Source organism: Brevibacillus fortis, assembly GCF_003013395.1.
Classification (GTDB): Bacteria; Bacillota; Bacilli; order Brevibacillales; family Brevibacillaceae; genus Brevibacillus; species Brevibacillus fortis.
Genome location: NZ_PXZM01000003.1, coordinates 461953 through 486944, shown reverse-complemented (window position 1 = coordinate 486944; position 24992 = coordinate 461953). Strand labels below are relative to the sequence as shown.

24 protein-coding genes, 1 pseudogene and 1 other annotated feature are annotated in these 24992 nt (G+C 47.0%); of the genes and pseudogenes, 17 read left to right on the top strand and 8 right to left on the bottom strand.

All coding sequences use genetic code 11. The features are described 5' to 3' along the window. Position 1 precedes the first annotated feature (1 nt). Together C7R93_RS03955 and C7R93_RS03950 are read left to right on the top strand one after the other, a co-directional pair. Positions 2–1786, top strand: coding sequence for an ATP-binding protein (locus tag C7R93_RS03955; protein WP_106837567.1), 1785 nt, complete (start codon positions 2–4; stop codon positions 1784–1786). Between the two features lie 14 nt (positions 1787–1800). Next, positions 1801–2931, top strand: coding sequence for an HAD family hydrolase (locus C7R93_RS03950; protein WP_106837566.1), 1131 nt, complete (start codon positions 1801–1803; stop codon positions 2929–2931). A 39-nt stretch (positions 2932–2970) separates the two neighbouring features. Here the strand turns inward: C7R93_RS03950 and C7R93_RS03945 are convergent, their stop codons facing one another. The 6 genes from C7R93_RS03945 to C7R93_RS03920 all read right to left on the bottom strand — a co-directional run bounded on the left by C7R93_RS03945 (position 2971) and on the right by C7R93_RS03920 (position 9305). Continuing rightward, complete coding sequence (locus C7R93_RS03945) at positions 2971–3246, bottom strand: hypothetical protein (protein ID WP_244191435.1); 276 nt, start codon at positions 3244–3246, stop codon at positions 2971–2973. A 12-nt stretch (positions 3247–3258) separates the two neighbouring features. Continuing rightward, positions 3259–4542 (bottom strand): ArsB/NhaD family transporter, encoded by a 1284-nt coding sequence (locus tag C7R93_RS03940; protein WP_106837565.1) that lies wholly within the window; start codon positions 4540–4542, stop codon positions 3259–3261. Between the two features lie 118 nt (positions 4543–4660). Next, positions 4661–6244, bottom strand: coding sequence for a phosphoglycerate dehydrogenase (gene serA, locus C7R93_RS03935; protein ID WP_106837564.1), 1584 nt, complete (start codon positions 6242–6244; stop codon positions 4661–4663). Continuing rightward, positions 6237–7391 carry a pyridoxal-phosphate-dependent aminotransferase family protein gene (locus tag C7R93_RS03930; RefSeq protein ID WP_106837563.1) on the bottom strand — a complete coding sequence of 385 codons (1155 nt, stop codon included), beginning with the start codon at positions 7389–7391 and terminating at the stop codon, positions 6237–6239. The genes serA and C7R93_RS03930 overlap by 8 nt, the downstream gene beginning before the upstream one ends. Positions 7392–7462: 71 nt before the next feature. Beyond that, positions 7463–7711: a binding site (T-box leader), on the bottom strand. Positions 7712–8083: 372 nt separating this feature from the next. After that, entirely contained in the window at positions 8084–8290 is a 207-nt protein-coding gene (locus tag C7R93_RS03925) for a ferredoxin (protein WP_007724004.1), read from the bottom strand. A 103-nt stretch (positions 8291–8393) separates the two neighbouring features. Beyond that, positions 8394–9305, bottom strand: a complete 912-nt coding sequence (locus tag C7R93_RS03920) for a hypothetical protein (RefSeq protein ID WP_106837562.1) — start codon at positions 9303–9305, stop codon at positions 8394–8396. Between the two features lie 80 nt (positions 9306–9385). Here C7R93_RS03920 and C7R93_RS03915 point away from each other — a divergent pair, with 80 nt between their 5' ends. The 6 genes from C7R93_RS03915 (at position 9386) to C7R93_RS03890 (ending at position 15215) form a co-directional block, all read left to right on the top strand. Next, positions 9386–10501 carry a YpbB family protein gene (locus C7R93_RS03915; RefSeq protein ID WP_106837561.1) on the top strand — a complete coding sequence of 372 codons (1116 nt, stop codon included), beginning with the start codon at positions 9386–9388 and terminating at the stop codon, positions 10499–10501. Then, positions 10498–12009 carry a RecQ family ATP-dependent DNA helicase gene (locus tag C7R93_RS03910; protein ID WP_106837560.1) on the top strand — a complete coding sequence of 504 codons (1512 nt, stop codon included), beginning with the start codon at positions 10498–10500 and terminating at the stop codon, positions 12007–12009. Before C7R93_RS03915 ends, C7R93_RS03910 begins: the two co-directional genes overlap by 4 nt. A gap of 16 nt (positions 12010–12025) precedes the next feature. Further along, complete coding sequence (locus C7R93_RS03905) at positions 12026–12604, top strand: CPBP family intramembrane glutamic endopeptidase (RefSeq protein ID WP_106837559.1); 579 nt, start codon at positions 12026–12028, stop codon at positions 12602–12604. Next, positions 12601–13275, top strand: coding sequence for a LysM peptidoglycan-binding domain-containing protein (locus C7R93_RS03900; protein WP_106837558.1), 675 nt, complete (start codon positions 12601–12603; stop codon positions 13273–13275). Before C7R93_RS03905 ends, C7R93_RS03900 begins: the two co-directional genes overlap by 4 nt. 50 nt (positions 13276–13325) lie before the next feature. Then, positions 13326–14240, top strand: a complete 915-nt coding sequence (locus C7R93_RS03895; RefSeq protein WP_106837557.1) for an NAD(P)/FAD-dependent oxidoreductase — start codon at positions 13326–13328, stop codon at positions 14238–14240. Between the two features lie 375 nt (positions 14241–14615). Then, positions 14616–15215, top strand: coding sequence for a genetic competence negative regulator (locus tag C7R93_RS03890; RefSeq protein ID WP_106837556.1), 600 nt, complete (start codon positions 14616–14618; stop codon positions 15213–15215). 73 nt (positions 15216–15288) lie between these two features. On the opposite strand, the gene C7R93_RS03885 is transcribed toward C7R93_RS03890, so the two are convergent. Next, positions 15289–16032, bottom strand: coding sequence for a PIG-L deacetylase family protein (locus tag C7R93_RS03885; RefSeq protein ID WP_106837555.1), 744 nt, complete (start codon positions 16030–16032; stop codon positions 15289–15291). A 311-nt stretch (positions 16033–16343) separates the two neighbouring features. Here C7R93_RS03885 and C7R93_RS03880 point away from each other — a divergent pair, with 311 nt between their 5' ends. Then, positions 16344–17633: a Glu/Leu/Phe/Val family dehydrogenase gene (locus C7R93_RS03880; RefSeq protein WP_106837554.1), complete on the top strand. Its 1290-nt coding sequence runs from the start codon at positions 16344–16346 to the stop codon at positions 17631–17633. Positions 17634–18282: 649 nt separating this feature from the next. Here the strand turns inward: C7R93_RS03880 and C7R93_RS03870 are convergent. After that, a complete protein-coding gene (locus C7R93_RS03870; RefSeq protein ID WP_106837553.1) occupies positions 18283–19254 on the bottom strand; it encodes an asparaginase in 972 nt (323 codons plus the stop codon). 82 nt (positions 19255–19336) lie between these two features. Between C7R93_RS03870 and prsW the strand changes: the two genes are divergently transcribed. The 8 genes and pseudogenes from prsW (at position 19337) to C7R93_RS03835 (ending at position 24857) form a co-directional block, all read left to right on the top strand. Next, positions 19337–20011 (top strand): glutamic-type intramembrane protease PrsW, encoded by a 675-nt coding sequence (prsW, locus tag C7R93_RS03865; RefSeq protein WP_106837552.1) that lies wholly within the window; start codon positions 19337–19339, stop codon positions 20009–20011. A 20-nt stretch (positions 20012–20031) separates the two neighbouring features. After that, complete coding sequence (locus C7R93_RS30170; RefSeq protein WP_007716480.1) at positions 20032–20190, top strand: hypothetical protein; 159 nt, start codon at positions 20032–20034, stop codon at positions 20188–20190. Positions 20191–20215: 25 nt separating this feature from the next. Further along, positions 20216–20874, top strand: a pseudogene (locus C7R93_RS31000) (cell wall hydrolase). A 32-nt stretch (positions 20875–20906) separates the two neighbouring features. After that, a complete protein-coding gene (gene ypeB, locus C7R93_RS03855) occupies positions 20907–22274 on the top strand; it encodes a germination protein YpeB (RefSeq protein WP_106837550.1) in 1368 nt (455 codons plus the stop codon). A 113-nt stretch (positions 22275–22387) separates the two neighbouring features. Then, positions 22388–23071 carry a flagellar brake protein gene (locus C7R93_RS03850; RefSeq protein ID WP_106837549.1) on the top strand — a complete coding sequence of 228 codons (684 nt, stop codon included), beginning with the start codon at positions 22388–22390 and terminating at the stop codon, positions 23069–23071. A 25-nt stretch (positions 23072–23096) separates the two neighbouring features. Beyond that, positions 23097–23279 carry a hypothetical protein gene (locus tag C7R93_RS03845; RefSeq protein ID WP_106837548.1) on the top strand — a complete coding sequence of 61 codons (183 nt, stop codon included), beginning with the start codon at positions 23097–23099 and terminating at the stop codon, positions 23277–23279. 319 nt (positions 23280–23598) lie between these two features. Continuing rightward, positions 23599–24270, top strand: coding sequence for a (d)CMP kinase (gene cmk / locus C7R93_RS03840; RefSeq protein WP_106837547.1), 672 nt, complete (start codon positions 23599–23601; stop codon positions 24268–24270). Further along, positions 24267–24857: a lysophospholipid acyltransferase family protein gene (locus tag C7R93_RS03835; protein WP_106837546.1), complete on the top strand. Its 591-nt coding sequence runs from the start codon at positions 24267–24269 to the stop codon at positions 24855–24857. Before cmk ends, C7R93_RS03835 begins: the two co-directional genes overlap by 4 nt. Positions 24858–24992 lie beyond the last annotated feature (135 nt).

The window sequence follows — 24992 nt, the reverse complement described above, 5'->3', positions numbered from 1 at the left end:
AGTGGACGTTATTTTTCGCAGTGTAGTCGGAAAGCTATGGATGACCATTATTGCCTTATTTGCTCTCGTCTTGACGATATTCAGTTTGTTGCTCGTTCAATCCTTTGATAGCTTTTATAGCAATCGGCAGTCCAAGAATTTGCACGATCTGGCAGATGGCATCGCAATCGGTTTAGCGCAGAGTCCGGATATGACAGCAGCGATGGAGATGGCTTCCAGGTTTGGCTTGGTCCATCATACGGGAATGGTCATTCTAGATGAAAAAGGCAACCAAGTCGGTATGAGCGAGGGAGCTGGTCTCCCTCGTATTCCAGTAGAGCAATTGCTCCAAAATCCAGCGTTGCGTTTACCTGATGCGCTGGCAGGCAAGCATCCTGCCACCAAAACGATTTATATTGATGTGAAGAATTCCGCTGATCACACGAACAACAAGCATGAATTGCTTGCGGTCGCTGTGCCTTTAGAATTGGCAGCAGGGAAAACGGGCGCAGTGGTCATGTATCAGGCGATTGAAGATTTTGATGATACGGTTAGTGAAGTCAGATTTTTAATCTTTGTGGTTGGCGTTATCGGATTCGTCTCTACCACTGTATTCGCCTTTTTCCTCTCATCGCGTATTACGATTCCATTACGTCAGATGAAAGAAACGGCGCATCGTATTGCGGAAGGGGACTTTCATGCTGAAATCCCGATCAAGACCCAAGACGAGACAGGTGAGCTGGCTGCTTCTTTTAACACGATGGCAAGCAAGCTCAATCAGTTAGTCGATGCACTGTCCAAAGAGAAGGAGCAGCTGGCGAGTGTCCTTAGAAGCATGGTAGATGGTGTTGTGATGATAGATGCGAGCGGTAAGCTGGCCGTAACGAATCCTCCAGCAGAACGATTCTTACGCGATTGGAATTTCGAGCATTCAGAGGAGCCTGTGCCGTTGTTCTCGTTCTATCAGCAGGTATTGCAAACCGGACAGGAAGTGACAGAGAATGTCCCTGTTCAGGGGCGGATATGGTCCGTTGTCATGGCACCTTTGAATGATCGCGATCAAATCCGTGGCGCTGTCGCAGTTCTTCGGGACATCACGCAGGAGCGCAAGCTGGATAAGATGCGGAATGATTTTGTGGCAAACGTATCCCATGAGCTGCGAACACCTCTATCCATGCTACAAGGATATAGTGAAGCGATTGTGGATGATATCGTGGCTACACCGGAAGAGCATAAAGAATTGGCGCAGATCATCTATGACGAGTCAGCGCGTATGACCAAGCTGGTGAATGAATTGCTCAGTTTGGCGCGGATGGAAGCGGGACATGTTGAATTGTTCCAGGAGACGTTGGAGTTGCGTCCTTATTTGGAGCGCATTCAACGCAAATTCACCAATTTGGCGAGGGAACGCGAAATTCATCTCTTCCTTGAAATATCGACGACGCACACGCATGTGCTCATTGATCCAGATCGGATGGAGCAAGTGCTAACGAACTTGATCGATAATGCGCTGCGGCATACCCCAAGTGGGGGAAGCGTCACTATTCGGGCGCGCGGGGATAAAACGTTGCTGGTTGAAATAAGCGATACGGGCAGTGGCATCCCGCAAGAAGATTTGCCGTTTGTTTTTGAGCGATTCTACAAAGCTGACAAAGCTCGCACACGTGGTCGACTAGGCGGAACTGGTCTTGGACTAGCCATTGCGAAAAACCTTGTCGAGGCACATGGTGGCACCATCAGTGTACAAAGTAAGCTGGGTGAGGGAACGACATTTACGATCGCCTTGATGCTGCATAAAAACAAATAGGAGTGTAGAGAGAAATGATCAAAACGATCTTATTTGATGTTGACGGGGTTATGTTGAGTGAAGAGCGTTACTTTGATGCTTCTGCATTAACAGTGTGGGAATTTTTGTACAGCCCGCAATATGTAGGCCTTGCAGGCGAGGAATTCACACCTGCTCCAGAAGAAGCGCAAATCAGACGAGTGCGCGAGCAAGTTTTCGCTCATGATGAAGTGCTGAATTTTATCAAGTCACGTGGAATCAACTCAAACTGGGACATGGTTTTCCTCGCGTTTTCCTATCAGTTGATTCGTTTGATTGAAGCGGTTAAAACGCAAGTTCCAGAAGCAACTAGTCTTCTCAACGAACAAATTGATCGACCGCAACTGGCAAAAGTGAAAGAGTGGGCTGCTACTTATGCTCCTGATTTCCAAGTAGACTACGCGGCGTTCACTGCTGATTTTGCTAAAGGTTCCGCACAAAAAGCAGAAATGCTGCTCTACCTGAATCAGATTGCAAAAGAGCGTTGCGGTGTTTCAACAGAAATGTTCTCTCGCAATAGTGATCTATGGCAGTTGATTCAAAAGACATTTCAAGAGTGGTATCTCGGTGATGAGCGCGTGGCGGCATCGATTGGACGAGAAACCATGCAGCCAGGCAAGAAGGGCTTCTTGTCAGACGAGATTCCAATTGTACCGCCGGCAGAAATGGTCGAGTTGTTCCGCACGTTAAAAGAAAAAGGATATATTCTGGGTATTGGAACAGGACGTCCTACCATCGAGACACATGTTCCCCTCAGTGAGATGAACATACTGGAATGGTTCGATCCAAACCGCGTCGTAACTGCCTCTCACGTACTCGATGCGGAAGAAGCATTTCCTAGCTTTGCGCCAATGTCCAAGCCACATCCTTATTCCTATGTGAAAGGGCTGCTCGGACTCGATGCACCGATTAGCGATGCTGTCCATTTTTCATTGCCAATCGAAAATGGAGAAGAAGTGCTGATTGTCGGAGATTCGCTCGCAGATTTTCTCGCGGCTCGCTCGATCGGTTGCAAGTTCGCAGCGACATTGACTGGGCTGTCTGGTCAAGACGCACGCAGCAAGTTTGAAGAGGAAAAAGCAGATTTTATTCTGGATGATGTTCGCGATATCCTTTCCATTCTGTAAACAAAGAAACTCCGCCGTATTAGAAACGGCGGAGTTTTTTTAATCCCAACAAATCGATTGCAAGCATTTGAAACGAAAGGTATGAATCAGAAAAGATTCAATCATGTTAGTCCTCACGATTACCTCGAAAGAACCGTCTTCACGAGAAAAAAACATGACATCCGTATAGTCTTTGTTCCCTTCAAAATAACGGCGAACCTCTTTCAAGCGCTCTCGCATCGATTCGGTTTTGACGATGATTTCGAAAGTAGCGCCCTGCTCAGAAACAATTTCCTTGATCTCGATTTCCTTTTCATCATAGGTGTAATGGAACAAAAGTATTCCTCCTCACCAAATAAAATAACGAAGGTAAACGTAGACATGAGCAATCATGATAGAGAGGATCATCAACGGGAAGGCGACCTTCATAAAGCTGAAAAAGCCGATATGATATCCTTCCTTTGAAGCCAAGCCAGCAACAATCACGTTGGCACTAGCCCCAATCAGGGTACCGTTCCCTCCTAAACACGCCCCAAGTGCAAGGCTCCACCAAAGCGGCTCCAAATTGGTGATCCCAAGAGCGCCCATTTCCTTGATCATCGGAATCATGGTGGCAACGAACGGGATGTTGTCAACAAAGGCAGAGGCGATCGCGCTCAACCAGAGGATCAACAGAGAGGTCTTCAGTGAATCTCCACCTGTCAGATTTATCGCTTCACTTGCGAGCTTTTTGATCACGCCTGTCTCAACTAAACCAGAGACGAGAACAAACAGGCCAATGAAGAAGAAAATCGTATTCCATTCCACTTTGCTGATCGCGTCTTCTAAATAATGCTCTCCAGTAAGGAGGAGCAATAGAAAAGCTCCAGTTAAAGCGATGGTTGCCGATTCCAAATGAAGGGCCCCATGGAGCATGAATCCAATAATGGTTAACCCCATCACCGACAAAGACTTTTTCAATAAACGGCTATCGGTAATTTCATCGCGCTCATTTAGCTGCATGATTTTTGCACTCAACTCAGGTGACGTTGTTAACTGCTTTCGGTAAATCAAGACCAAGCAAACAACGGTTACAGCCATAATCACGATGATAATTGGGCTCAGATTCACGAGAAACTTCATAAAATCAAGCTCGGGTACAGAACTACCAATCATGATATTCGGTGGGTCACCGATCAACGTAGCTGTTCCTCCGGCATTGGAAGAGATAATTTCGCTGATTAAAAAAGGAATCGGATTCAGCTCGAGCTGGCGAGCGATGCTAAACGTCACAGGTACGATGAGAAGTACAGTGGTAACATTGTCCAAAAAGGCGGAAGCAACGGCCGTGATCAAGCTCAGATAGACGAGGATGCGAATCGGTTTACCCTTTGCGACCTTTGCCGCACGGATGGCTACATACTTGAATACACCGGTCTGCGCCGTAATGGCAACCAAAATCATCATCCCAATGAGTAGACCGAGCGTGTTAAAGTCGATGTGGTGAATCGCTTGTTCCTGTGTAACGATCCCGAACAAGACCATAAGAATTCCGCCGGACATAGCGACGATGGTTCGATGTAATTTTTCGCTAATAATAAATGCATAGGTAACTAAAAAGATACCAATAGCGAATAATGCCTGGTTCGTCATAAGAAGCTCCTTCCTAGGTGTGTAGAATTATCTTGTCCCATTATAGCTCTAACCAAAATAAGGGTAAAGAAAAAGACCCGGCATATGGCCAGGTCTATTCTTGTTTGGAAAGGAGAGGCTACAGCTCGATTTGTGTAACGCTTTTCACTTCGGCCAGCTCGCCCATCGTATCGAGCAGCTCTGGGGTCAATGGTTTGTCGACAGAGAGCATCATAATCGCGTCTCCACCCATATCACGGCGTCCTACCTGCATCGTTGCGATGTTTACACTGTTTTCACCCAAGATCGAGCCAACACGTCCGATTACACCAGGACGGTCATTATGGTGAATGTAGAGGAGGTAGCCCTCAGGTGCTACGTCAATCGCAAAGTCGTCAATTTTTACAATACGCGCACCGTAACCATTGAGTCGCGTTCCAGCCACAGTACGTGTCTCTTGCGTCGTTTTTAAGCTAACGGTCAATAAGTTCGTAAAGCCTTTGTTTTGCGCTGCCTTTTGCTCAGTTACGGTGATGTCACGTACTTTTGCCAAAATTGGGGCGTTCACATAGTTGACTTCCTCACCCAAGCGGAAGGACAGCACGCCTTTGAGGACTGTGCGAGTCAATGGGGACGTGTCTACATCCGTCAGCTCACCGCTATATTTAATCGAAATCTCCGAAATGGAACCTACTGTCACTTGGGCAAGGAAATGTCCAAGCTTTTCACCCAGCGTAAAGTACGGCTGAACTTTTTCCATCACGTGTGCAGGGATCGAAGGCAAATTCACGGCGTTTTTGAATGGCTCGTCACGCAGAACCTTCAGGATTTCTTCTGATACGTCTACAGCCACGTTTTCTTGCGCTTCAATCGTCGATGCTCCTAGATGTGGAGTCGTTACCACTTGTGGCAGACCGACGAGAGGGTTGTCTACAGGTGGTTCTTCTTCGTAAACGTCCAGAGCTGCCCCCGCGACTTTTCCAGCGGTAATCGCCTCGTAGAGAGCCTTCTCGTCAATGATTCCCCCGCGAGCGCAGTTGATCAAACGAACGCCATCTTTCATTTTCGCGAATTCACGCGAGCTGATAATATGGCGGGTTTCCTTTGTCAGCGGAGTATGGACGGTAATAAAATCTGCTTTGCGGCAAATTTCATCCACAGTTGCGTTGGATACTCCCATCTTTAGTGCACGTTCCTCAGTCATGAAAGGATCGAAGCCCATGACGGTCATGCCAAATGCTTTCGCGCGCTTCGCAACCTCGGAACCGATACGGCCCATACCGATGACTCCCAATACTTTGTTGTTTAATTCAACCCCTTGGAAGCTTTTGCGATCCCATGTACCGTCTACCAGCTTCTTGTGAGCTTGAGGGATGTTACGAGCGACAGCCATCAACATCGCAAACGAATGCTCTGCAGTAGAGATGGTGTTGCCGTCTGGAGCGTTAATGACTGGAATACCTGCTTGGGTTGCAGCGTTGATATCAATGTTATCGACCCCAACACCGGCGCGACCAACTGCCTTCAGCTTTTTGCCGGCAGCGAGCACTTCTGCTGTCACTTGGGTTTGGCTGCGCACGAGTAGTGCATCATAGTCGCCAATCACAGCGATCAGTTCGGCAGGGGAGAGGTTTGTTTGACGAACTACCTCAACATCAGAAGCGTCCAAGAGTTGTTGAATTCCAAATTCGCTAAGTGGGTCAGTAATGAGTACTTTATACATGTGCAATGAGCACCTCCTGAGCAGCTTTTACACCAGCACCCAACTCTACTGGGGCACCGATTTGGTGAAGCGACATTTCGATGGCAGAAATGACTTGCAGGACATCCAGTGGCTCACAATAGCCCATATGCCCGATGCGGAAGATCTTGCCTTTCAAGTGCTGCTGACCGCCAGCAATCGTGATGTTGAATTGCTGAGTTAACATTTTGCGGAGAGCTTCTGCATGAAAGACACCAGCAGGGTCGCAAGATGTAACTGTCGTCGATGCGTACTTATCTTCCGCCATCAGTTTTATGTTTAGTGCTTTCATCGCTGCGCGAGTCATGTCTCTCATCAGCTCATGACGCTTCACGATAGCTGGCAAGCCTTCTTCCTCCAACATATCCAATACCTCGGCGAGACCGAAAATGAGGGATACAGCAGGCGTATACGGTGTTGTTTGTTCAGCTAAGCTCTTGCGGTATGCTTTCAGGTCCAAATAGAAGGCGAGCGATTTGTTTTGCTCAATCACTTGCCATGCGCGTTCACTTGCAGCGAGGAAGGCAAGACCTGTTGGCAGCATGAAAGCTTTTTGCGAGCCAGTTACCACGATATCGACACCCCAAGCGTCCATTTCACATGGAACCGCGCCGAGGTTGCTTACCGCATCCACAATGAAGAGGGCGTCTGAATGAGTGCGGATTGCTTTCGCCAAGTCAGCAATCGGATTTTCTACGCCAGTGGATGTTTCACAGTAGGTGGCGAAAACGGCTTTTACTTGCGGCTTTTTTTGCAGGAATGCTTCAACTAGCTCTGGCGTTATGGCTTCGCCCCAAGGCACTTCCAACCGATGGGCGATTACACCGTAACGCTCGCATATTTTTGCAAAGCGCTCACCGAATGCACCGCTGACGAGAATGGCAGCTTCATCGCCTGGTTGGAGCGTGTTTACGACGCCCATCTCCAGCGCGCTCGTTCCGCTACCTGCCAAGATGTATACGTCCTGCTTAGTGCCAAAGTAAGGCTTCAGTCTTTCAGCAGTACGGGCGAAAAGAGCGGAAAATTTGCCGCTGCGGTGTCCAATCATCGGTTGGTTCATCGCCGATTGGACACGTGCTGGAATGGGGGTAGGACCAGGGATTCTCAAAATCATTTTGTCTGCAAACATGGTTTCTCTCCTCCTATTTATGTGCATATCAAAAAAACCTCCCGTTCTCACACTGCTCCTATTACAGAACAGTGAGGGACGAGAGGCTTTGCTTCGCGGTGCCACCCTCATTCGCTCTTTTTTTCTCAAAAAAGAGCCTTGGTAGGTACATGACCTTAAAGAGATAACGGATCTACCGTTTGCGTCTACTGGGATAGTGAATCCACTTTTCAACGCAGCAGCTCAGAAGTGCTTAACCGTGGGAGAAACCGCCGATTCGCAGCAACCATCGGCTCTCTGGGGATTTCTCATTCACAGCGTTTCTTCGTCGTCGCTGTTGTTTTATAAGGTGTTTCGTAAGATTTGTACTTACGATATCACGTCAAAATGACACCGTCAAGAAGAAAAACAAGAAAAAATGAACATTAATAATTTTATGTCGGTTATCGTTCGTGAATAATAGTTAATTGGATGGTTGAAAGTCCATGAAAATGACCAAAACACGAACATTAAGATATTAACCTCACAAAAAATGGGAAAAACACATTTTAATGTTCGGTTTTTGCTGTTGCTTTTATCTTACCGAAAAATCACAAAAGAAGGAACGGGAAGTTGTTGATCATTCGTTCAGGGGAGGAGGGGAGGGCATAATAAAAAACCTCTTACATACCGAAGTACGTAAGAGGTTTCTTCTTCCATTAGTAGATGGAATACTATTCCACTTTAATAGAGTCGGTCGGGCATCCTTCAGCAGCATCACGAACATCGTCATGCAGGATATCCGGGATTTCAACGCTGTTAGCATTGTCATCCAACTTGTTGAACGCAAGGCCCTCATCGTCATAATCAAAGACGTCAGGAGCCGTGGCGCCACAAGCACCGCAAGCAATACAAGTATCTTTATCTACCCATGTAGTCATCGTGGTTTCACCTCCCATACCGAAGTGGTACGTCCACTATCATAGACCATTGTATGCTCTTGGTGACAAGATTTCAAGATTGAATCAGTCTAAAAATGTACGACTACTTATAAAGAGGGATTTCAGGCGCCTTCAGCACGGAGTAGAGCTGTGTATTTAAGCGTTTAAAATCTCCCGCAGATACTGCATCTGTTGCGTTTAATACCTTCACGGCAGCGGCTAAATCCTTGATACCCAGTGCTTGAACTTCATTAGAGGCGATGAGCAAATCAAGTCTTGCAGTCAGGTCCTCAGGATTATAGCTGCTCCATTGGTTGCTTGCGGACATAGCAACAGCTGCGAGATAGGTGCGGTAATGAAACGGATACTGCTTCCACTGCGCGGTGTTAACGGTTCCAGGGATTTGCTTTGGCATGGGTTGCTTCACCACATAAGCCGATTCCCAAGAAGCAATGGAGTGATACACCATTTCCTGTGCCGTTAGCCAGTTATTTTCGAAAAGCGTCAGATTCGCTCCGATAGAAGCAGGCGTAGCATTATTTTGATCGGAACGAATCTGCTCCATACTATCCAAATACGCCCGTACACTGTTCGTAAAAGTGGCGTGAGCTTGTCTTAACATGGGGGATGTCGGCAATGGAACGTTTTTCTCCAGCTCTTTCCTTGTCTGGTCAGCTAAATTGCTGAGCTGCTTCAAGCCATCCTTCCGTTCACTTTCATTCATTTGATTCCATTTATCCATCGTATTAAAATGCGCTTGCTTCAGATCAAGCAACGGTGCATAAACGGCATAGTAAAATCGAATAAAGTCCTGTTCATTGTACAGCTTTTGCTCACGTAGCAGCTTTTCTTTTTCAGCTTCCTTTTTCTCAGCTTCGAGTACGGCGGCTTGTTCCGACTCCAATTGTGTCTTCATATAATGGGCCCCGAAAAAAAATCCACCAACTGTGCATGCAAGTGTTATGATGATCATGTACGCCATCATAAATTCAGTTTTTTTCAATCGTTTTGTCATACCATCCTCCAAATCCAATGATGCAGTTTACTTCGCTTACTTTAAGCTTTGCAAAATATAGAATGATGTAAGGAGTACCAATGAACAGTCGGAACAGTGCGGCAGAGGAGCAGGACCTTTTATGTGCGGTCGCCTTGAATGCCATGTTACCTCTGGCCAATGAACGAACGCTGCAATCAGCCTACTACATACTGCGTGGCAGAAAAGCCAATCAGACACTGCAAGATGTGCATTTGTATACCCTTTATCCGTATTATCGGATGTTTTCTCGTTTTCCAAGAGAGGATTGGGAGAAAATAGTTTCAACTTTATTTCAGGCAGGCTGGATTTTACCTGTTGATGCAGTTGGAACGAACTCGAAGCCGACATTTACCTTTTCTGATACAGGATTGCAGCATGCCAAACATACGTACCAAAAATATCGATTTGATGTGTGGTTCGCACCTTTTACACAGTCCGATTTGGCGGAGCGAATCGAACCATTTTGGAGCAGGCTTCATCTTATGGTGCAGACGATCTCGCAAATGCATCATGGTGATCTCGGCTTCATACCGGTCGTTTCGGATAAGACAGCACAGCGTTGGGTAAAAAACCAATTGGCTGATGCGGCCATGCGAAATGCGTGGAAACAGCAATTGTCTGACGAGCTATATCGACTGTGGGAGCCCTTGGATGAAGGTGTACAGGAGCTTTTGTTTTGTCAGCTGTCAGGAGCAGGGCAAGTGGGCAAGACCATGGGGCAAGTAGCAGACATTCGCCAAACGAGTCGTGGCTATCTCACGCTGCAATTTCGATACGGGCTTGGCGCTTCGATACAGACGCTGCTTGCGAAGAGCAATCTTTTTCCTCTTTTATCAAAACTAGTTACAGAAACGCACAAGCTAGATCCACGTCTAACCGAAAGTGCTGCAAGAACATACGCCATTCTTCAGACTGGCTGTGGTAAAAAAGAAATAGCGAAGAAACGACAAATGAAAGAAAGTACGATAGAAGATCATTTGGTAGAAATTGCCCTGCGCTGTTCGGAATGGGACATGACGACGTATTTGCCGAATGAGTTGGCAAAAGAGATCGTGGAAACAAGTGAGCGCCTCGATACAAGCAGACTCCGGCTCATCAAGGATCAATTGGAAGAGACAGTTACGTATTTGCAAATCCGATTGGCACTGGCACGCGCGACAAGGAGGGCAAAATGAATAATCAGCTAATGTCCGACAGATTAATGCTGCATTTCGGATACGACTCATTTCGCCCCGGTCAGGAGTCCATAATTGAGCGTCTATTGCGTGGACGAAGTGTTCTCGGGTTATTAGCAACAGGTGGCGGGAAATCAGTGACGTATCAGCTGCCAGCATTGCTTTTGCCGGGTCTGACCGTCGTGGTTTCCCCACTAATCTCCTTGATGGTCGATCAGGTGCAGCAGCTTCGAGCGCGAAAAAAAATTCCGGCTACCTATTTGAACAGCATGCAGGATCCGACAGAGTCCCGCGAAATCTTAAAAGGGCTCGCGGAAGGAGCGTACAAGCTGTTGTATGTTTCTCCGGAAAAACTTCAACAGCCCTATGTTCAGCAGGTGTTAAAGCGGGCGAGAGTGTCTCTAATCGCTATTGATGAAGCGCATTGCATCTCGCAATGGGGACATGACTTTCGTACAGATTACTTGCGATTGCCGGAAGTCGTGAAACAGTTGGGAGCACCGCCTGTTCTGGCTGTGACGGCAACTGCGACAGCGACTGTTCGTGAGGAAATTTGCAGCTTGTTTTCCATTGAAAAGGAAGATGTCGTGTTGCAGTCCCTTAATCGGGCAAATATCGCCTATGATCTGGTTGAAGTTACGGAGGAAAGTGACAGGCGTTCTTATGTATTTGATCAGATAGATCGTTTGCAGGGCCCTGGGATCGTTTACTGTAGCACGAGACAAGCTGTAGATGTGTTGGCAGCCTCTTATCAACTAGACGGGAAAAAACGCGTTCACGGTTACCACGGCGGCATGAACAGCATGGAGAGAATGCTGATCCAATCCCAATTTCTCGCGGGAGAACTGGATGTTATTATTGCAACCAATGCATTTGGTATGGGAATCGATAAGTCAGATATTCGCTACGTCATCCATTATCAGATGCCAGCCAGTCTGGAGGCATACGCACAAGAAATAGGGCGGATCGGTCGTGACGGCAAGCCAGGGTATGCGCTGCTTTTATTTTCGTGGGACGATCTGCAGATTCATCAGCACATGCTGGAGAAGGAGTACCCGACACAAGCGCAAGTTCAGAAATACGACCAGTTGTGCAATTCCGGAGTACCCTTGACGAACGAGGCATTAGCGATGGCAGATATATCAGAAGAAATGAGCGCACTTCTTGCTTTTTATGCGGAAAGGGTGCTGGCCTCATACGAAGTTGCCGCTGCGGGAGAATCGTATCCGAAGGCTCAAATCATTTGGCAGGAAACGGAAAAAAGAAAAAGCTTTAAACAAAGAAAACTGGCAGAAATGGTATCTTACGTACGAGGAGAAAACTGCTTGCGTGCGAGCATCAATACGTATTTCAAAGAAAACGATCATCAATTTGATCTGTACTGCTGTAAGAAATGCGGTCTAACGAAGGATGCCTACTTCAAAACGAATGACAATGCAATCGCAAAGAATGAACAAATCAGATGGAATTTGCGGCAGGCGTTACACACTCTTTTGCCGAACAAATAAAGGAGAGAAACATCGAGTGAGGGAAGATCGGCTAGAGGTGGATGAAGCCACTCTTCGGCTGAATCTATGGTTGACACAAGGAATCGTGATGGGAGTGGCTGCTGCCGGTAGCTTATTGGTACTGGGCTGGGATGCTACCCTTTCCTTGTTTACATTGCCAGGTTGGAATGCCGTGCTGTGGGCCATGTCTGTAGCCGCAGGCATTATCACCGCGAGTATTGCGATGGATCATTACTTGCCCAAGCGATGGCAAGATGATGGCAGTATCAATGAAAAAGTTTTTGGGACCATGTTACCATCCACCACAATTCTCGTCTGTATGGTAGTAGGGGTGGGAGAGGAATGGCTATTCCGTGGAGTTATTCAATCGCTTACCGGGAATTTTTGGAGCAGTCTTATTTTTACGCTGATTCACGTACGGTACTTGAAAAAACCGCTCATGATTATAAGTGTATTTGGTACAAGCTGGATCTTGGGACTGTTGTTTTCCTACTATCAGTCCCTTTGGCCTTCGATTGTGGCTCATATCCTAATTGACGTCATGTTAGCTTTTTATTTACAAAATACGATCAAGAAAAAGGGGGAGGAAGAGTGAATCTCGAGCATAATCCATTACCACCCCGACGCTCCCGTCATACTCGCCCAAAAGCGTCGTTCTCGTTTAAAAAGTGGATTCAACCGGGATTGGTCTTGTTTGGATTTGTTTTTTTCGGGTTGATTGGTCTTGAGTTGTACAGAGCCAATGCCCCACATGAGTCCGTAGCTTCTGGTAGTGTTAAAGTGGAAGAGGTTAACAAGCCGAGTACCACTTCGCAAGGAAACAAGACAGGCGAAAAGGAGCCTGTATCCGTAGTTCTTCCTTCTACGCCTGATCCCAATGCAAGTGTAACCAACCCACCTACCAAAGCGAAAACGACCGAATTAAAACCAATTGAGCATTCAGTGAAGGCGACCACAAGCGTACAGACACCTGCTGTGAGCCCAGCTCCACCCCAGACTTCGACTGGGACACCTGTAAACAAGGCAAACCAGATCGCGAGTACTACTAGCAAGGCAGCTACACCGGGAAAACAAGCTTCAACACCTCCTACAGCAAAATCGAAGGTCGTAAAACATGTGGTGAAGAAGGGCGAAACGTTGTTTATGCTGTCACGAAAGTACTATGGAAACAATTCAAACGTAGGACGAATCGCAAAATATAATGGACTTCATACAGAATCAGGCCTCGTTGCAGGGAAAGTTGTTTTGGTACCCATCGCTCAGTAATGAGATCATGCTCCACGGGCAATGCTATCGGGAAAAGGATAAGCAGGTGGATGCGAGTGGAGTATGATACGGTCATTGTCGGTGGCGGGATTGCAGGGTTGCAAACCGCAATCCAGCTTGCAAGATGCCTTCGACGCGTTGTAGTAATTGACATGCCAGGTGGTCGATCAACAGTCGCCAAAGCCTACCGAAACATTCTCGGATTTTCGGAGGGGGTTAGTGGCGATTTTTTGCGTCAAGTAGGAAGGGAGCAAGCACAAAAATACGGCGCTAGCTTTTTAACAGACGAGGTAACAAAGCTTGCTACTGACGCAAGCGGCTTATTTTCGGTAGGTACGAAAAATGGCATACATACGCTTACTTCACGGACACTCGTATTGGCGACTGGCATTTGTGATCCGTTTCCAAGGATCCCTGGCTTCACCGATTGTGTAGGAACATCGATCTTCTTGTGTCCCGACTGTGACGGCTATGAAACAGTAGAGAAAGACACGGCAATCATTGGAGCAGGCCAGCACGCTGTTTCGATGGCAGACGAGCTCAGCTATTATACAAACAGGTTAACAGTCATTAACCATGCAAAAGTGCAGGTGGATACGCATGCTCTCTCTGGACTGAGCCAGCGAGGGATTTTGTATCGGGAGGAAGAAGTATGTGCCCTTCATCATGCGTCGGGGCAATTGCAAGAAATCGTGCTCTCTTCAGGTGAACGCTTGTCTGCAGAAAGAGCATTTCTTGCCTTTCCTGGTGCTCATGCATTGACAGAGCTTTTACGTGGTTTTACCGTACGCATTCATGAAAAGGGGCACATTTATACCAATCCGCGAACAAAAGAAACCGATCATCCCAACATATGGGCTGTTGGAGATATCAATGAGCATTCTCAACAAGTGTCGATTGCCATGGGCGATGGAACTCAGGCGGCCATTTGGATTCAAAAGCGGCTGCGTGAATATGAGACGTAGAAAAGGCGCCGATTCTGGGCGTTTTTTCATGTACAACTCCTTATGAATGAGAAGGAACCCGAACTAGCAGGGCTAAATATAAATAGGTAAGAAGAACAATGAGGTGGAACGTTTCCTGGGAAAGCGCAGGAAATGACAGACAACAACAAAGTTTCTTTATCCGCGAGTGGATTCGACATCGATACGCGAATGATGCGTAGGTGCCATGGTAGCTTTGTTCCAGTAGCTAAATGTGATATGATAGGACTACCCCGTATTTTCCAGTCCATCAAAAAATGGATGAATGCCAACAGGTATTCGCCGGAGAATGTGGAGAACTCTTACAGGCTTACCATCATATTTTGTAGTACGACTGGATGGCGAGGAGGGACAGTCATGCGTGTTGAACGCCTTGGTCAAGATAAAATACGAATCTTTTTAACTTTTGACGACCTCACAGAGCGCGGGATAGAAAAAGAAGACATGTGGCGTGACATTCCTAAAGTTCATGAACTGTTCAACGACATGATGGAACAGGCTTATCACGAATTAGGGTTTGAAGTATCAGGGCCTGTTGCAGTTGAAGTGTTCGCCTTGCCAGCTCAGGGAATGGTCGTAATCGTAACGCGTGGCAAGACGGGCTCAAAGGACGGAAAAGAGGAAGAGTTCGAAGATGAGGATGTATACGAACTAGAGGTTACATTGGAAGAAAGCGATTTGATCATGTATGCCTTCCGGGACTTTGAGCATATGGTTGAAGCCGCCCATCGCATTAACGCTCTTTTGACCAATGGAGGAGCTGCCTACTTCTATCAGGGGAAATATCATCTGGTGCTGGAGGAAGTCGAATTGGATCAGGAGCGTTATCACAAGCTAATTGCGATCCTCTCTGAGTACGGAGAAGCGACGCCGATAACGATTTATGTGTTGGAAGAATACGGGAAAGTGATCGTTGCCGACGATGCTGTAAAAGAAATATGCAGGCATTTCACGTAATCGAAAAAGAAATGTCTGGGAATATAAAACAGCACCTAGTCAACCAACTAGGTGCTGTTGCTGTCTGTACAGATTATGCTAGGCCAGCAAAAAAATCAGCCTCTTTACCTTGAATGGTATAGTTCGGAAGGCTGTGCCAAGCCAATATGTAATGATTGCTTGGCGGAACAGAATCGTGTTTGCCTTTTGTAACCCCTGGGAAAACGCGCTCTACCGATAAGTGCTGTGTTCTGTGCGCCCGCAAGGCATCTGCTACTTTCTGCATGTATTCCGGGGCGTGAATGATCGTCGTAATGCTCTCGATTGGATCCGTAAAGGGAGGCTTTATAGAACCAAATCCTTCGTCGGATGAGCGAGTCGCATAATAGAACTTTCGTACACTCGTATCTGGGCCTAAAGAAAGGACAGCCTGGGTGGTAGCATGGCTAATTGCCAAATGGTCAGGATGTCCGGAGATGCCATGTGGTGCAAACGTAACGACGATTTCCGGTTGGATCTGGTGAATCGCCTGGTGGATACGAGTAACGAGCTCATCTACGGGCACTGTGTTTAGGAACTTATCCTGGTATTCCCAGACGTCTACCTGATCGAAACCGAGTATGGCACAAGCGTCGCGAAGCTCTTGCTCGCGAAAGCGAGGGAGTTCTTCCGGTGTGCATAACGGTGGTTCACCAGCTTTCCCTGCTTGCCCTTTTGTTGCACACAATAGATAAGAGCTGGCTGTTTTTGTTTCGCTATATTTGGAAATGGAAATCCCACAAGCAAACGTTTCGTCATCGGGATGGGCAAAAACAAACAAAATAGATTTTTTTTTCATAAAAACACCTCCATGAATAAACTTCCACCATTACCTTTTCCATTATGGCATAAATTCACTAATCCTGTAATGAAAGAAACAAGTTTGGGGACAATACAAGCATGATTGGACGTGCATTTGAAGCTGTTTGCGCAAAATGAAGTTTGTAAAAGCGATTTCAAAATGAATGGTAAATAATTGAATGATTATGCAAAACAAGGCACGAAAACGTTTTCGAAATGGAAAAAAAACATTTTTAAGCTTCTCATAAATGATACAAGCGTGTATACTAAAGGCGGCATTGACCGAAAACATTTTTGAGGTGGTAAGTAATGGGTAATCAAGACGTGGTAACCGAAAGCACCGAAGGGAAAGAAAAGCAAGAATCATTGAACTTGCTCCATTCAACTCAAACGGTGATCAAGGAAGCACTGGAGAAACTAGGTTACCAAGAATCGATGTTTGAACTCTTGAAGGAGCCGCTACGCGTTTTGACCGTACGCATTCCGGTTCGCATGGATAACGGCGAAGTAAAGGTGTTTACGGGCTATCGTGCACAGCACAACGATGCAGTAGGTCCGACCAAGGGGGGCATTCGTTTCCACCCGGAAGTTACTGAGGATGAAGTTAAAGCACTTTCTATCTGGATGAGCCTCAAAGCCGGTATCGTTGACCTGCCATATGGCGGTGGTAAAGGCGGTATCATTTGCGACCCGCGTGAAATGTCCTTCCGTGAACTGGAAAGACTGAGCCGCGGTTACGTTCGCGCAATCAGCCAGCTTGTGGGCCCTACTAAAGATATTCCAGCTCCGGACGTCTTTACGAACTCACAGATCATGGCATGGATGATGGACGAATATAGCCGTATCCGTGAATTTGACTCGCCTGGTTTCATTACGGGTAAACCAATTGCTTTGGGTGGTTCCCATGGCCGCGAAACAGCAACTGCAAAAGGGGTAACCATTTGCATTCGTGAAGCAGCGAAGCGTCGCAACATCGAAGTAAAAGGTGCTCGCGTAGTTGTTCAAGGCTTTGGTAACGCTGGTAGCTACTTGGCAAAATTCATGCATGACGCAGGCGCTAAAGTCGTAGGTATCTCTGATGCGTACGGTGCCCTGCATGATCCGAACGGTTTGGATATTGACTATTTGCTGGATCGTCGTGATTCTTTTGGTACAGTTACGAAGCTGTTCAATAACACGATTTCCAACAAAGAACTTCTTGAGCTGGACTGCGACATTTTGGTTCCAGCAGCGATCGAAAACCAAATCACAGCTGCAAATGCTCACAATATCAAGGCGCAAATCGTAGTAGAAGCGGCAAATGGCCCAACTACTCTTGAAGCGACTAAGATTTTGACTGAGCGTGGAATTCTACTGGTTCCAGACGTACTGGCTAGTGCCGGTGGTGTGACTGTTTCCTACTTCGAGTGGGTACAAAACAACCAAGGCTACTACTGGTCTGAAGAAGAAGTAGAAGAGAAGTTGGAAAAAGTAATGGTTCGTTCGTTTGAAAATGTATACTCCATGTCTCAAACTCGTCGCATTGACATGCGTCTGTCTGCTTACATGGTTGGTGCCCGTAAGATGGCTGAAGCTTCTCGCTTCCGCGGTTGGGTATAGTTTTTCAAACAACCCTCCATATATTAAGAAAACATGGCTTCGCCAACTTTGGCGGGGCCTTTTTTTATTGGAGGTATGTGGCTGTAGTGGAGAGAAGAATATTTCCAGTCTAGGCTCCAGGCTCCGTCCTACTGGGGGATAAGACTGTCCGCTCCGAAGGAATTCGCGGGGAATCGCAAAAGTGGTAGCTGCTTCGAAGTAGGAGCACGGTTGCGTTTCTTTTGCCCGCTCATCCCTTCTCCGCTTAGTAGGACTCCACAAGTCGCTACGTCTGGAAATATTCTTCTCTGTCGTATCTGATTCATTCTTCAATCTTTTAAGTCTTTTAAAACAAGGTTAAACATGGATAGCTCGTAGAGGAAACAGGAGAAAACAGCGAAGATCTTAGGGACACCGACGGAGACTCCATGCAAAAAGCGAAACACGCCCTTAAGCGGCCACCTCTGAAACACATCACTGAAAGGACTACTTTGGCCGCGGTTTCGCTTTTTGCATGGAGTCGTGCAGTCAATCCCTCAGGGGGTGGCCCTAGAATCTGAGCGTTTTCTCCTGTTTCCTCCCCACCACCACAACAACGTACAAGGGGCCCTGTTCATTATTCATTAAACGAAAAAACCTCCTGATGTGCAGGAGGTTGTCGTCATATTATTTACTGGTCGAATAACTGCTGCAGCTCTTTGAAATCCCGTGTTTTTTGAAGCGTTACAATTAACTTTAGACGAGCTTTTTGACCGTTCAAGCCATTGGAGAAGATGATGCCCATCTCTTTTAGTTTGCGGCCCCCACCTTCATAGTCATAGATATCCTGCACCTGGCCATTATAGCAACGCGAGACGAGCACAATCGGCACGCCCTTGTCCAGTAATTGCTGGAGGGTAGGGATGATCGCGGGAGGAAGATTTCCTAATCCGAATGCCTCTACAACGAGTCCATCAATGGATTGCTCCAACAAAAAATGCAACCAAGCGGGCTCCATGCCAGCAACTGCCTTGATCAGCGGTACATTCGCATCAGCATGGGTAATGGCATACTGCTCTCGATCCAATGGAGCATGGTGGTATTGCACACTTTTTTTCGCAATAGTTCCAATCGGGCCGTATTGTGGCGACTGGAAGGTAGCGACATTGCTCGTATGTGTTTTGGTTACGTGACGTGCTGCGTGAATTTCATCATTAAAAACAACGATAACGCCTTTGTTCAGACTTTGGGAGTCAGCAGCTGCGCGAACGGAAGAAATGAGATTTACGGGACCGTCAGCCCCGAGCTCATTGCTGCTGCGCATGGCTCCGGTTACGACAATCGGGACGTTGACCGACAATGTCAGATCCAGGAAGTATGCTGTCTCTTCCAACGTATCGGTCCCATGCGTAATGACAATGCCATCATAATGATCGTGTTGAAAGGCTTCCTCAATATGGAGTCGCAGCTGATTCATGATGGCAGGAGTCATGTGAGGGCTAGGCAGGTTAAGTACATTTTTCATGGTGACGTCCGCGTGTTTTTCTAAAAAAGGAAGGATTTTGTTGACTGCTTGATCATCCAGTGGCTTTACGCCTTCTGAGTCATCGACAGACATGGCAATCGTGCCGCCTGTATTCACTACCAAAATTTTTTTTGACATGATCTCTCTCCTGTAGCGGGTTTTCATCAACCAGTATTCATGGTACGATGAACAGTAGTCTTGTGTAAAGGAGTAATAAAAGATGATTGCTTTGATCGGCGCGGCAGTTGCCCCCGGTATCGCCATCTTAAGTTACTTTTACCTGCGTGACAGTCTCGAACCGGAGCCGATTTCGATGGTGATCCGGTCGTTTATCTTTGGGATGCTGCTGGTCGTACCGATTATGGTGCTCCAGTACATCATGCAGAATGAATGGAACTGGCGGGATGGCATTGTCGCGGAAGTTTTCCAATCCGCTGTCGTGGAAGAATTTTTTAAATGGATGGTCATCTATTTTACAGTTTATAAACATTTGGAATTTGATGAGCCATACGATGGAATTGTTTATGCTGTTGCGGTGTCACTTGGTTTTGCTACGTTGGAGAATTTGTTCTACCTCATTATCAATGGGACAAACATTGCCATCTGGCGTGCCTTTTTGCCGGTATCCAGCCATGCGTTGTTTGCGGTGTGGATGGGCTATTATCTCGGAAGGGCCAAGTTTTCCAAAGACGCCAAACATGAGCGGCTTTTTTTATGGATGTCGATTACTTTGCCGATCAGCTTGCATGCATTGTACAACGTGATCTTTTTGGCAGTGCAAAATTGGTTGGTAGTGATTGTGCCATTCATGCTCGTTTTGTGGTGGCAGGGCTTAAAAAAGGTACAAAGAGCACACGATTACGGTTCTAAAAATCTCTCTTCACGTCCACAATAGACGGTAAGGAGGAGACGTGCGTGTTAAAAACCGAACGAGCAAAAGTGACTATTCAATGCAATGTATGTGGAGAAAAGTTTACACTGCGTGGTCATCGAGAACCTGGAGGGCAAATAGAAACAGGGTTCAAGCAGTGCCTATGTGACAATGACAAGCACTTTCGGATTGACGAGTCCTGATCTTTTCCATTCCCAACTAAAAAGCGTGACAACTCTATGTGGGCCGATGCATTTAGCATCGGTCTTTTTCATATCCAGATTTACATGCATAATCCAATCTTTCTCCACTAACACTATGCAAAGATTTCAATACATGCCAAGGAGGATTCAGCCGTGCGTACAATCTGGATCGCAGGTGTGTTGGTGATGTTGGTAGCAGCGGGCTTGAGTGGTTACAAGGTCGTCTGGAAGGAAAAGAATGTAGCTGCCGTACAAGAAGAACAGATGGCTGCACCTGCAGCAAAGAAAAAAACCGCCAAGACCAAAGCCAGCTTTCATCCTTCACGAGTCTCTGACAATGATTTGAAAATCATGGCGAATGCTGTTTACGGGGAGTCAAGAGGAGAGCCATTTGAAGGGCAAGTAGCTGTCGCAGCCGTTATATTGAACCGCGTGAAGAGCCCTTCGTTTCCTGATACGCCCTCGGCTGTGATATTCGAACCACGTGCCTTTACGGCAGTTGCTGATGGGCAAATATGGCTTACACCGAATGAAAGCGCAACGAAAGCAGTGAAGAATGCACTAAACGGCTGGGATCCGACCGGAGGCTGCACGTACTATTTTAATCCGGATACAGCAACATCCGGTTGGATTTGGAGTAGGCCGCAGGTCAAAAAGATCGGGAAACACATCTTCTGCAGATGATCGATGCGTAATCAAAGGAGGAGTGGCAAGGGATGATATATGGAGCAACAGCACGCGTTTTATTTCCCGTCGCCCTGGTCGCCTTAATAGGTGCTGGTGTGTGGGGATATCAGGAGCACAATGAGAAGAACTCAGTCCTGATCAAAGCGGAGAACTCATACCAACGAGCTTTTCACGATCTCACGTATCATGTGGACAAGCTGCACGATGAGTTAGGCAAATCGCTTGTGGTCAACTCCCGCAGACAAATGACGCCAATCTTGACGAATGTTTGGCGGCTTGCTTATGCGGCACAAGCGGATGTCGGACAACTCCCATTGACCTTGATGGCGTTTAGCAAAACCGAAGAAATGCTTTCGAGGGTCGCTGATTTTTCCTATCGCGTAGCTGTACGCGATCTGGATAAGCAACCGTTGAGTCAGAGCGAATACAAGACGTTAAAGAGCTTGCACACCCAGGCAAAAGATATCCAGGATGAACTACGCAACGTCCAAACACTCGCGATGGACAAACAATTGAGGTGGATGGATGTCGAGACGGCATTAGCGAACAATGATAAAAAAGAGGACAATTCCATTATCGATGGCTTCCAAACCATTGAGAAAAAAGTGCAGGAATACCCTGATTTAGACTGGGGCGTCGGGATACAGAGTCTCGATAAGAAAAAGCAGCAGCGAATCAAAGGGATCGATGGCAAACCAGCCACGAAAGAGGAAGCAGAGAAAAGTGCACTGGAATTTCTCGGGATGAAGCCGGGAGATGCGAAGGTAGAAGTAAACGAGAACGGCAAGGGTCAGGAGTACTCAGCATATAGTGTGCGCGTCACGCCAAATGGACACAAGACAGCCATTAACCTCGATGTCACCAAACGCGGCGGAAAAGTCGTTTGGATGATGAACGAGCGTGCAGTTGGCGAGGAAAAGCTGGACATGAAGCAGGCGGAAGAAAAAGGGCGAGTGTTCTTGCGCAACCACGGGTTTGAGAATATGCAGGTCTCCGAGATTGACAGCTACGACCGCAACGCACTCTTTACGTTTGTCCCTGTTCAGGATGGCGTCAGAATATATCCGGATGGGGTGGTCGTTGAGATTGCGCTGGACAATGGAGATGTTACTGCCTATAACTCGACGGAGTATCTGTTTAATCACAAAAAGAGAATTCTTTCACAGCCCCGTCTCTCAAAAGAAGAAGCAAGAAAAAAAGTCAATCCGAGTGTAAAAGTGACGGATCAGCGCCTTGCCCTCATCGAAGGGAAAAACGATGGGAAAGAAGTGCTGACGTGGGAAATGACAGGCAGCTTTGAAGGGAATTCGTACATGATCTACATCAACGCCATGAATGGAGAAGAAGAAGAAGTGGTGAAAATGGAAACGGGATCAGGACAGAACGAAGGACAATAGCATTGAAAACCATGGGGAAAGCTAGTTTTTTAGCGGCTTTCCCTATTTGCTGATTCGAAACAAAAGGGTATATAATGGAAAGGGTGATAGGGAAGGGGAGGAACATTTACTTTATGATGCTTCCACGAATAGGACAAACAATCAGACTAAACTTCACGAGTTCCTCAGAAGAAACGGAGCTGCAAACTTTCAAAAGCCGTGTGGCTGATTTGAAGGATGATGTAGCTTCCATCGAGTTGCCAACCAGCGAAAACACTGGAAGGACTGGGATATTTCAACCAGGGACAGAATGCTTGGTTTGGTATGTTGGCGAGGATGGCTCACGCTATGAATTCCGCTCTGCGATTGTCGGCAGGCAAAACAATCACATTCCTGTACTGCTTTTGCAACTGCCGGCCAAAGAGGAGATTGTGCGAACACAGCGACGAAACTACTTGAGAATTGACACCACGGTAGACATCGCAGTCAAACTGGATGATCCGATTCGACGCTATCATTTTCTGGCACGAACGCTGGATATCAGCGGTGGTGGGCTATCTTTTAGCTGTGAGGAAAGCTTTCATTTGAAGGAAAAAGACAGCTTGCACGTCTGGATTTCCCTTCCAAGTAAAAATGGACAAGTCCAACATGCTTTTGTGGTGATGGAAATCGTCCGCCAAAAACCGGCGGAAGAAAAAGGTTTGCACCAATGGATATCAGGGAAGTTCACCCAAATCAGTGAGCAAGATCGGGCAAAAGTGGTTAGAGCGTGTTACGAGAGACAGCTAGAGCTTCGCAAAAAAGGCGTTGTGGATTGACGCTTCATCAGAGGAAGTGACCCTATTGACCAGTCAGTACAACGATCGTTTTCGCAGCTTTTCCAAACGGGTAGAAAAAGGCATCATGATTGGAATTGTCGTATGCGCGATTGTACTGACAATAGGCGAAGTCCTCATTCAGTACGCACCCGCAAGACTCGTATTAATCGAAACAGAGCGCTTGGAAGGCGTGTCCAGAGAGCCCTAAAGGTTTGCGCATGCTTCCATACTATGGTACTATTATAGATATTATATAAAACGGTCTTGGATCGTTTTTTTAGACCCGCTATTGGTCACAGCTGATTAGAAAAATGTTTCGATGTTTCAATCCCCTGAAGAGAGGGGACATTTTTTCATTTGAACGAGTACACCGTAGTGGTGGTCACGTAAATTGCACTCGTTTGCTGGCTATCGTTCGCCTATAGCATTCAAGAGTCGTGAGAGACAACTGTTTTGCCCTCGACACGATAACCAAGTGTCAACGCGTTCAAAAAGACCGAACTAACGTACATAGCAGGTGAGAAATAATGAACATTGCCATCGATGGACCAGCGGGAGCAGGCAAGAGCACTGTCGCCCAAAAAGTAGCGGGACAACTGGAATACGTGTACATTGACACGGGTGCCATGTATCGTGCCCTTGCTTGGGCAGTCCACCATCATCAGCTCCCTATCAACGATGAGTCTACAGTTTCCGAACTTTTGCAAAAAAACAAGATTCAACTGGTTCGGGAAAACGGACAGCAACATGTATACTGGAATGAAATCGATGTCACAAGCTGGATACGTTCCACAGAAGTGAGCCAGTACGCCTCCATTGTAGCGAGCTACGGTTCCGTACGTGAGCAAATGCTTGTGCTCCAGCGACGATTGGCGACTCAAGGCAATGTCGTCATGGACGGCAGAGATATCGGTACTCATGTTTTGCCTGATGCAGATGTCAAGATATTTTTGACGGCCTCCAGTAAGGAGCGTGCAGAACGCCGCTGGAAGGAACTACTCGCAAAAGGTACCCAGACAGACTTGGCTGAGCTGGAAAAAGAAATCGAAGAGCGAGATCGACGGGACATGCAGAGAGAAGTGGCACCTTTGCGCCAGGCGGAAGATGCCGTTTTGGTAGACACAACAGGAATAACCATTGATCAGGTAGTCGATCGCATCCTGCAAATCTGCGAGCGAACGGGAGAGTCAACCCATTGAGTTACTATCGTTTATTCAGAGGTTTTTTTCGCATAATTTTTTCGCTTGTCTTTCGTTGGCAAGTGATCGGGCGTGAACATATACCTAAGGAAGGCCCAGTGATCCTTTGTGCCAACCATATTTCGTTGTGGGACCCACCTCTTCTCGGGAGTGGGATCGAGCGTCAGGTTCATTTCATGGCCAAAGAAGAGCTTTTCAAAATTCCGGTCGTATCCTTTCTCATTACCAAATTCGGTGCATTTCCGGTCAAACGGGGTGCAGGAGATCGTGCGGCCATTCGCACGACTCTCAAATTGCTGGAAGATGGAAAAATCTTTGGAATTTTTCCGGAGGGAACCCGCAGCAAAACAGGGGAACCAGGAGAAGCGATGCCGGGTGTGGCGATGTTCGCTCTCAAGTCAGAAGCCGCGGTCATTCCGGTAGCCATTATCGGGCCTTATCGACCGTTTCGTTCCATTAAGATCGCTTACGGAAAACCAATCAATCTGACGCATCTGCGTGAGGCCAAATCAAGCGCTGATACGTTGAAGGAAGCGAGCGATCTGATTATGGAGCACATTAAGCAATTACGGAACCAGCATCTCTGATCGCAAACGGTATAGAATTGCTAAAGGGACGAATACTAAATCTGCTGGAACTTACTGGCTTCATCAGTACTAACTGCCAGCCATCAGGCGACAGTTAAAAATATACATGCTCCCGCTTCGTGTAGCGAGGTTGTA